6 protein-coding genes and 1 pseudogene are annotated in these 8,660 nt (G+C 63.5%); 6 read left to right on the top strand and 1 reads right to left on the bottom strand.

What is annotated here, in order from left to right; genetic code table 11:
- Positions 1 to 1,383: pseudogene (locus AC1Q6Z_RS27890) on the bottom strand (beta strand repeat-containing protein); the annotation flags it as partial.
- 711 nt (positions 1,384 to 2,094) lie between these two features.
- Between AC1Q6Z_RS27890 and AC1Q6Z_RS27885 the strand changes: the two are divergent.
- The 6 genes from AC1Q6Z_RS27885 to AC1Q6Z_RS27860 all read left to right on the top strand — a co-directional run bounded on the left by AC1Q6Z_RS27885 (position 2,095) and on the right by AC1Q6Z_RS27860 (position 8,525).
- On the top strand, positions 2,095 to 3,078 hold the full coding sequence (locus AC1Q6Z_RS27885) for a flagellin N-terminal helical domain-containing protein (protein ID WP_435267558.1): 984 nt from the start codon (positions 2,095 to 2,097) through the stop codon (positions 3,076 to 3,078).
- Positions 3,079 to 3,395: 317 nt separating this feature from the next.
- Positions 3,396 to 4,049, top strand: coding sequence for a hypothetical protein (locus AC1Q6Z_RS27880; RefSeq protein ID WP_435267559.1), 654 nt, complete (start codon positions 3,396 to 3,398; stop codon positions 4,047 to 4,049).
- Positions 4,046 to 5,269: a MotB family protein gene (locus AC1Q6Z_RS27875; protein ID WP_492649941.1), complete on the top strand. Its 1,224-nt coding sequence runs from the start codon at positions 4,046 to 4,048 to the stop codon at positions 5,267 to 5,269. Before AC1Q6Z_RS27880 ends, AC1Q6Z_RS27875 begins: the two co-directional genes overlap by 4 nt.
- Before the next feature lie 10 nt (positions 5,270 to 5,279).
- Positions 5,280 to 6,596 (top strand): chemotaxis protein MotC, encoded by a 1,317-nt coding sequence (motC, locus tag AC1Q6Z_RS27870; RefSeq protein ID WP_492649956.1) that lies wholly within the window; start codon positions 5,280 to 5,282, stop codon positions 6,594 to 6,596.
- Entirely contained in the window at positions 6,593 to 8,023 is a 1,431-nt protein-coding gene (fliK, locus tag AC1Q6Z_RS27865) for a flagellar hook-length control protein FliK (RefSeq protein ID WP_492649940.1), read from the top strand. Before motC ends, fliK begins: the two co-directional genes overlap by 4 nt.
- Positions 7,947 to 8,525, top strand: coding sequence for a transglycosylase SLT domain-containing protein (locus tag AC1Q6Z_RS27860; RefSeq protein WP_256120725.1), 579 nt, complete (start codon positions 7,947 to 7,949; stop codon positions 8,523 to 8,525). The genes fliK and AC1Q6Z_RS27860 overlap by 77 nt, the downstream gene beginning before the upstream one ends.
- Positions 8,526 to 8,660: the final 135 nt, after the last annotated feature.

Below are 8,660 nucleotides of genomic sequence, written 5' to 3'. Positions count from 1 at the left end.
AACCTGGTCGGACGAGAGGCCCGAGATCTGGCTCGTGGAGAGAGCGGCGATCTGCTTGCTGTTCAGGGCAGTGATGTCGTCGGTCGAGATGCCGGCGAGGGCATCGGAGGAGAGACCTGACAGAGCCTTGACGCTGATGGCGGCCAGTTCATCCGTGGTGAAGGTAGCCAGTTCGTCCGAGCTGATGGTGGAGAGTGCCGACGAGCTGAGAACCGAGATCTGCGTGCTGGTGAGAGCTTCGACCTGTTCGGAGGTGAGGGCGGCCATCTGGGCGCTGGAGAAGGCGACGATCTGCTTGCTGCCGAGAACGGCCACCTGGTCGGTGCTGAGAGCGGCGACCGTGTCGGTGGAGAGGCCAGCGAGCTGCTTTGCCGTCAGGGCGACGACCTGGTCGGTGCTGAGAGCAGCAACCTGGTCGGACGAGAGGCCCGAGATCTGGCTCGTGGAGAGAGCGGCGATCTGCTTGCTGTTCAGGGCAGTGATGTTGTCGGTGGTGATGCCGGCGAGAGCGGCGGAGGAGAGACCCGACAGAGCCTTGACGCTGATGGCGGCCAGTTCGTCGGTGGTAAAGGTTGCCAGTTCGTCCGAGCTGATCGTGGCAAGTGCTGCCGAGCCGAGGGCTGCGATCTGCGAGCTGTTCAGGGCTTCGATCTGTTCCGACGTCAGGGCTTCGACCTGGGCGCTGGAGAAGGCGACGATCTGCTTGCTGCCGAGGACGGCCACCTGGTCGGTGCTGAGTGCTGCGACGGTGTCGGTGGTGAGGCCGGAGAGCTGCTTTGCCGTCAGGGCGACAACCTGATCGGTGGTGAGCGCTGCAACCTGGTCGGAGGAGAGGGCTGCGAGCTGGTCGCTGCTGAGAGCGGCGATCTGCTTGCTGTTCAGCGCGGTGATCTTGTCGGTGTCGAGGCCGGCCAGCGCGTCGGTCGTCAGGCCTGCGAGAGCCTTGACGCTGATGGCGGCAATTTCGTCGGTGGTGAAGGTTGCAAGCTCGTCCGAGTTGATGGTGGTGAAGGCGTCATAGCCGAGAGCGGCGATCTGCGCGCTGCTCAGCACGTCGATCTGGTCGGTCGTGAAGCTGTCGACCTGGGCGCTGCTGAGTGCGCTGATCTGCTTGGAGTTGAGGCCGCTGATATGGCCGGATTCGAGTGCTGCGAGCTGCGATGCGCTGAGGCCTGCGAGTGCGCTGACGGCGATCGCGCCGATCTGGTCCGAATTGAAGGCCAGAAGGCTGTCGCTCGAAAATGCGTTGACCTGCGAGGAGCTGAGTGCCGCGATCTGCGTGCTGTTCAACGCCTGTACGTCTTCGGAGTTGAGGAGCTGGATTGCCGCGGAGGAAAGGTTTCGGATCTGGGTGACGGTAAGATTTGTAACGATTGAAGTCATGAACGCGCGCCCTTGATGGTTGGCTGTCCACAAACGTCATTGCCCTGCGAACGGCCTGGAAAGGATCGGCACGATCCCTTAAGGCACGCTCAGCACGTCCTGCGCTTGCTGCAGCGTTGGACGTCCGCGGACCCGCCATTGACTTCGCAATTCGGGTGTCCTGTCGGACGATAACTTTGTTTTCATGGAACATGACTCGAACGAGCCAGCGTATCGGAAGGGCATCATGCTTCCGGAGCCTAATGGCGGCTCCGATCCCCACGCCAGTTGTTGCAAGTACCGATAATGGGTAGAACTCTCGCAACTAGGGAAAGTTCTAAGCAGGAAGTTCTAACAATGCGTTAACAGGTTGCAACAGTTCCACGCAATACAAGCGCGGAGCGCCTGAAAACGGTGCAAATTTTGCCGGATCGGTACAGGGCCGTACCATACTGGGGCGAAGGCTGCCTTCTTCCTCTGCGTCTTATGGTTGAGTGGCGTCGTATCCTGGCTAGAAATAGCCATCGCCCACTTACGCTTTTTTCACCTTCCTTTATGAAGTCTTAACGGCGTTAACCATTTGTTAACCATTCGCCGTTAACTCTTCATTAAGAACGATGAACTGGCGCCCAGGGCAAAACAGCGGCGCCGGATGCATGAAGCCCCTTCGTCGTTACCGGTCCCCGCCCACTCCGGCATGTCCCCGACAATCCTTTATCAGGGCAAATGCCAATGACCAGCATATTGACCAACTCCGCCGCCATGGCGGCGCTGCAAACCCTCCGTTCCATCGATACGGGTCTCGAGACGACCCAGGCACGCGTTTCGTCGGGCCTGCGCGTCGAGACCGCCGCCGACAACGCCGCCTACTGGTCGATCGCCACTACGATGCGCTCCGACAACCGCGCGCTTTCGACCGTCGCCGACGCACTCGGCCTCGGCGCCGCCAAGGTCGACACCGCCTATACCTCGCTTGAAAACGTCATCGAGGTGATGAGCGAGATCAAGGCGAAGCTGGTGGCCGCGCGCGAGCCGGGCGTCGACAAGAACAAGATCAACGACGAAATCACAGAACTGAAGAACCAGCTCGTCTCCGCCGCCCAGTCGGCGTCCTTCTCCGGCGAGAACTGGCTCTATAATACCGGCGACGATCCGCTCGGCATCAAATCCGTCGTGGCCTCCTTCGTGCGCACCGCCGGCGGCAACGTGAAGGTCACCACACTCGACTTCGACACGGAGACCTCCGTGCTGGTCGACATCGAGGACCCCGAGCGCGGCTTCCTCACCAAGTCGATCGACGCCAGCGAACTGACCGACGACGGGGCAGGCCCATCGCGCTTCTACTACCTGATCGACATGGGTGGCGCGTCCCCCACGGATACGCCGATCTCGATCAAGGACGATCCGAACGATCCGGACACGACCACCTACGAACAGCTCGATGATATGATCAGCGTCGTCGACAGCATCATCAAGGACCTGACGAACTCCGCCTCCACGCTCGGCGCCATTACCAAGCGCATCGGCATGCAGGAGAGCTTCGTCGCCAGCCTCAACGATGTGATCGACAAGGGTATCGGCCGTCTCGTCGATGCCGACATGAACGAGGAATCGACCCGCCTCAAGGCGCTGCAGACCCAGCAGCAGCTCGGCATCCAGTCGCTGTCCATCGCCAATTCGAGTGCCGAAAACATCCTCCAGCTCTTCCGTCAGTAAGAGCTGGCAGGTTTTCTCATCCGCCCGGCCGCTGGTCATCGGCCGAGGCGGGCGGTTGGGCCGCGCTATTTGCCCTGGCGCGGCCCAACACCCTTTCATCTTCATCCTCGCACAAGTTTGAACCCCTAGGCTCAATGGCACGATCAGGAAGATTGTGCGCCTTTCGCGACCCGAAAGGTGCTTGTTGTCCGAGGAGACAGGTCAGCGGTGGTGTCAGGTTCCAGTGTTTTCGAGAGCGAGCGTCGAAACGGCCCACGGGGTTCCCGTCGGGTCCTCTTTTCGTTCGTCCGGCACGCGGCAGGGCGGGAGGGCGCGGCATGAGTGTGCAACTCGCCCGTTACCTCAAGGATTTTGGAGCACCGCCGCGCGCCAGGACGCCCGCCTTTTCGTCGCCTTCCATGGGTGAGGCCGAGGGTGGCGCTGCCGCTCCGGCATTCGTTATGCCGCCGCCGGAACCGCCGGTCGACCTTGCCGCCGAACGCGCCGAAGCTTTTGCGGAAGGCCGGGCGGAAGCCGAGGCGGAGCTTGTCGCCAAACACGAGGCGGATATCGCCGCCTTGAAGGCGGAGCACGAGGCCGAACTCGACGCGCTGAAGATGCGCTACGAGCTGGACTATGCCAGGGCGCTGGCCGAGCGGTTTTCCACGCTGACCGGCGAAGTTGCCGATCGCGTTGCCGCCCAGACGGCCGAGGTTCTGGCGCCGGTCATGAGCGAGATCCTGACGACGGGTGCCGTCGCCGACCTCGCCCGCATGATCGCCGAGGGCCTCAAGGCCGACGAGGGCATGGCGATCACGGTGAAGGGGCCGTTCAACCTCTTCGAACAATTGCAATCGCATTTCGACGAGCCCGCGCCGGTCTTCCGGCATGTCGAGATGCAGGATGTCGATCTGACGGTGGAGTTCGGCGAAACCGTCCTCGTAACGCGGATGGCGGCTTGGGCTGATACCGTACGCAAGGTGCTTGCATGAGCGAAGGCGAAAATCACCACCACGGCAAGAACGAGATCATCATCGTCAAACGTCATGGCGATCATGAAGGCGACCACCATTCGGCCGCCTGGAAGATCGCCTATGCCGACTTCATGACCGCGATGATGGCGTTCTTCCTCGTCATGTGGCTCGTCAATGCCGCAAACGAGAAGACGCAGGCCTCGGTCGCGTCCTATTTCAACCCGATCAAGCTGACCGACGACAAGCCGGCCGACAAATCGGTGAAGAAGCCGGCCAACAGCGCTGAGGGCGAAGCCACCCAGGACAAGTCCAAGGAGCAGGGCCAGCAGCAGGCAAGCGGCAACGGTGCTGAAAGCGGCAAGGACGAGAAGACGACGGCCGGCGAGGAATCGCAATATTCCGAGGCCAATTTCTTCGAGAACCCCTATTCCGTGCTCTCCGAGATCGCGCAGGAAGTCGGCCAGCAGGCCAATGTCAGCGCCAAGGGCGAAGGCGGTGCGGCGACCTCCGGTCCCGCCACCGGCGCAAATGGCGGCGAAGCCTATCGCGACCCGTTCGATCCCGATTTCTGGACGCAGCAGGTCGAGGTCTCGCAGGCGACCGATGCCGGCAGCGAAGGCAAGACCGCCCCGCAGATGGCTGCGGCCAGCGACGACACGGTGAAGGAAGCGCTCGAAAAGGAAGAGGCCGAAAAGGCTGCCGCTGCGAAGGCCGAAGCCGAAAAGGCCATCGCCGAGGAAACCAAGGCCAAGGAAGACGAGGCCAAGTCCGCCGAGGAAAAGAAGGCCGACGAGTTGAAGAAGCAGATCACCGAACAGATCGGCACGCTCGGCAAGTTGGCGGAAGGTCTGACCGTGACGCCGGCCGAGGGCGGCCTGCTCGTCAGCCTCACCGACCAGCTCGACACGCCCATGTTCAACATCGGCTCGGCGCTGCCAAAGCGCGAGATGGTGCTGGCCATGGAAAAGATCGGCAAGATCCTCGAAGCCCGGCCCGGCGCGATCGCCATCCGTGGCCATACAGATGCCCGCCCCTTCGCCGGCGGCAAGAACGACAACTGGCGCCTGTCCATGGAGCGCGCCGAGAGCGCTTATTACATGCTGGTGCGCGGCGGGCTGGAGGAGAAGCGCGTGAGCCAGGTGACCGGCTTTGCCGATCGTCGCCTGAAGGTGCCGGACGACCCGATGGCCGACGCCAACCGTCGCATCGAAATCCTCATCCAGGCCGAGGGCACCTGACGCCATGGGCTTGTTGCGGCGCCTCCTCCTGACGGGTACGGTCCTCTGCACTGCGGTTTGCGGTGCCGCCTCCGCGCGCGCCGAAAATCTTGACGACCTCGCGCCCTACAAGATGATCCGGTCACTGCAATATGTGCAGGACACGGTGGCGCTCGGCGATCATTCGGCGATGGAAATGCAGCGCTTCCTGCTGAGCACCATCGACGAGCGGCTGCGCACGGCGGATTCGTCGATCTTCGATGATCCGCGCAATGTCGATGCGGCCCTCGTCTACGCGATGAGCGGTGGCAACCCCGAGACGCTGGAATTCCTGATCACCAAGGATGTGGACGGGCACTTCGATTCCCGCCTCACGGATGCGCTGCGCAGCTATCTCAGCGGCCGCGGCACGCAGAGCGTCAAGTCGCTGGCGGAAATCTTCCCGGAATACAAGCGCTCGCGCGTCGGCGCCTATCTGGCGCTCGTCTCGGCCAATTCCGTCATGCGCAAGGACCCGGCGCTGGCGCTGACCTATTTCGACTGGGGACGCCTTGTCGCGCCCGGCACGATCGTCGAGGAGGCGGCCCTGCGCCGCTCGATCTATATCGCCAGCGAAGCGGGGTGGATCGACAAGAGCATGGCCTATGCCAACCGCTATGCGCGCCGCTACCTGCGCTCGCCCTATGCCAGCCAGTTCGCCGATCTTTTCGTGAAGCTGGCGGTCGACCATTTCGAGGCCATCAAGGAAGACGATATCCTTGAAATCCTCTCCTTCATGGACGTGCCCCGCCAGCGCGAGGTCTATCTGCGCATGGCGCGGCTCGCCGCGATCTCGGGCAAGAACAAGCTTGCTTCCCTTGCCGCCGAACGCGCGCAGGCGCTGTCGGGCGACGGCGAAAGCGTGCCGAAGGTCCTGGCGGATCTCTATTCGGGCCTTGCCTCGGTGCCGTCAGGCGACGTGGCGCAGGCGATGGAATCGATTATCGCCATTCCCGACGACAAGCTTTCGGCCAAGGACCGCGCCCTGAAGGCGGCTGCCCGCGCGGTGGCAGAGGAAGTGCTGCGCGTGCCGGAGACGGTGGCGACGGAGGCGAAGGCCACCGTGCCGGCTGCCGATGTGGAGGACGCCTCCTACGAGGGGCTGAGCGAAGCGGAAATGGCGGACCGGGCAATGGACCCGCGCGCCGGCGGCGAAGAAACGCCGGTCGCATCGGCCATTGAGCCGAAAGAGGAAACGAAAGAGCAGGGCGAAACGGCGGGCATCGATCCGGCCTTCGATACATTCGTATCGGGCGGCCGGTCCAAGCTCGACGAAATCGACGCGCTCTTGAAAGGAGAAGGCAGTTGAGCACCATCGGTAGCGGGGTTTTGGGCGTCGTGCAGGGGCATGCGCCAACCAAGGGCAAGGCCGCTCACGGCCTTTCCGCCGGCGCTTCGGAAGAGGGCGGTTTCGCCAGTGCCGTTGCGAGCATCTCCGGACGAGAGGGCGAGGCTGGCCGAAAGGGCGCGCGCCTGTCGCTCTCGATCGGCGCGGGTGAACCGGAAGGCGAGAAGACCGACGAGACGCGCGTCAAGCTCGGTCGCCGCGACGGCGCGGCGCTCAACGAAGCCTTGCGCAACAAGGCCGGGGCGGACGTGCCTGAAGAGGACGCGGTGCCCTTCGAGGAAAAGGCGGCAGCATTACTGGAAGCCGCCGGCCGCCACGGTCGCAAGACGCAAGGCGATGGGCGCAACACCGACAAGGTCGCTGCACGCAAAACCGACGAGCCGGCCGCGGACGACGCCGAGGCGGCGACCGACACGGCAGAGGCGGCACCGGCGAACACGGATGTCGGCAATCTCCTGGAGATGCTGGCCGCTCCGAACGCCGTATCCCATGCCGCGACCAACGGCGCGGCGGCGCAGGCCGGAATTGCGGGCGCCGTACAGGACGTCAAGACGCAGACCGGCGGCAAGGGCCAGGCCAAGGCTGACGCCCGCGCCGATGCCACGGTGGTGAAGGCCGATGCGACGGCGGCGGTCGATGGTGCGGATGCCGGCGAGGTGCCGCAGTCCGATACCGACCAGCTCTTCCGCCTGATCCGCGCCGACGGCAAGGGGCGCGATCTCGACATGAAACTTTCCGACGCCGGCGAGCGCGCCACCTTCCGCGACGCCAACCCGACCGGCGTGAAGGGCGAGACGGTGACCGTGGTCGATGCGCGCCGCTACATCGGCCTCGCGCAGACCGGCAATGCGGGCGCCGTGACGTCTGCGATCACCCAAGACCCGCAATGGGCGGCCTCGCTCAGCGCCACCGGCGGGCTCAGCCATTCCGAAGCGGCTGCGACCGGCAAGGTCGTCAACACGCTGAAGATCCAGATGCACCCGATCGAGCTCGGCCTGGTCACCGCCACGCTGCGCCTGCATGGCGACGCGCTCGTCGTCTCGTTGCAGGTGGAGACGGGCGAAGCCTATCGCCAGCTCACCGACGACCAAGACGCCATCGTACGCGCGCTGCGCGGCCAGGGCTTTGCCGTCGATCAGGTCACCGTGCAGCTTTCGCCGGCCGACAAGAGCGCCAACGCCCAGCAGGGCGACAGCCAGAACCAGCAGCAACAGCAGCAGTTCTCCAATCCGCAGGCGCGTGAAGGCGGCAATGGCCGCCAGGGCGGCGGAGAGCAGCAGGCACGCAATTTTGCACGCGAGGGAATGTCCCATGAAGGCAACACGTCGGAAAACGCTCCTGGCCTCGCTGGCGGTCAGCCTCAGCGCACTGGCGGCGTCTATCTCTGACGCGAACGCCTCCGTCGGGGCCTGCGAGCGGGAGATCCTCGCCGCGGCTGCGAAATATGACATACCCGCCGGCATCCTCTATTCCGTCGGTCTCACCGAGACCGGCCGGAAGGGATCGTTGCAGCCCTATGCCATGAACATCGAGGGCAAGGCCTTTTTCGGCCGCGACCGGCAGGATGCCTTGCAGGCCTTCGAGAAGGCACGCGCCAGCGGCGCGAAGCTGATCGATCTCGGCTGCATGCAGATCAACCACCACTTCCACCGCGACCAGTTTGCCTCGACGGCGGAAATGTTTGACCCGCGCAAGAACGTCGAGTATGCGGCGGCGTTTCTTTCGCGGCTTCACGCCAGGCATGAGACCTGGACGATGGCCGTCGCGCGCTATCATGCGGGGCCGAACAACGACCCCGCGCAGAAGCGTTATGTCTGCCGGGTGATCGCAAATCTGGTCGCGACGGGCTACGGAAGCTGGACGGCGAACGCGAAACAGTTCTGCCAATAATTCGACTAAAAGTTGAAATTTCACACCCCGAACGACCTGTGCCGTAATGTGGCAGGAATGCGCCCTGAATTGGGATGACAAGGCGCGTCGTTAACCTTTGTTAACTTTTCCACTACATAGTTGTGGCGAAAGTCG

It is taken from the genome of Shinella sp. GW835-FHT14H05, assembly GCF_058793575.1.
This window is presented reverse-complemented; position numbering and strand designations above follow the sequence as displayed.

What these genes read in the sequence shown, in the direction of transcription:
- AC1Q6Z_RS27885 (WP_435267558.1), top strand. Translation starts at nt 2,095, where the DNA reads ATGACCAGCATATTGACCAACTCCGCCGCCATGGCGGCGCTGCAAACC.
- AC1Q6Z_RS27880 (WP_435267559.1), top strand. Translation starts at nt 3,396, where the DNA reads ATGAGTGTGCAACTCGCCCGTTACCTCAAGGATTTTGGAGCACCGCCG.
- AC1Q6Z_RS27875 (WP_492649941.1), top strand. Translation starts at nt 4,046, where the DNA reads ATGAGCGAAGGCGAAAATCACCACCACGGCAAGAACGAGATCATCATC.
- AC1Q6Z_RS27860 (WP_256120725.1), top strand. Translation starts at nt 7,947, where the DNA reads ATGAAGGCAACACGTCGGAAAACGCTCCTGGCCTCGCTGGCGGTCAGC.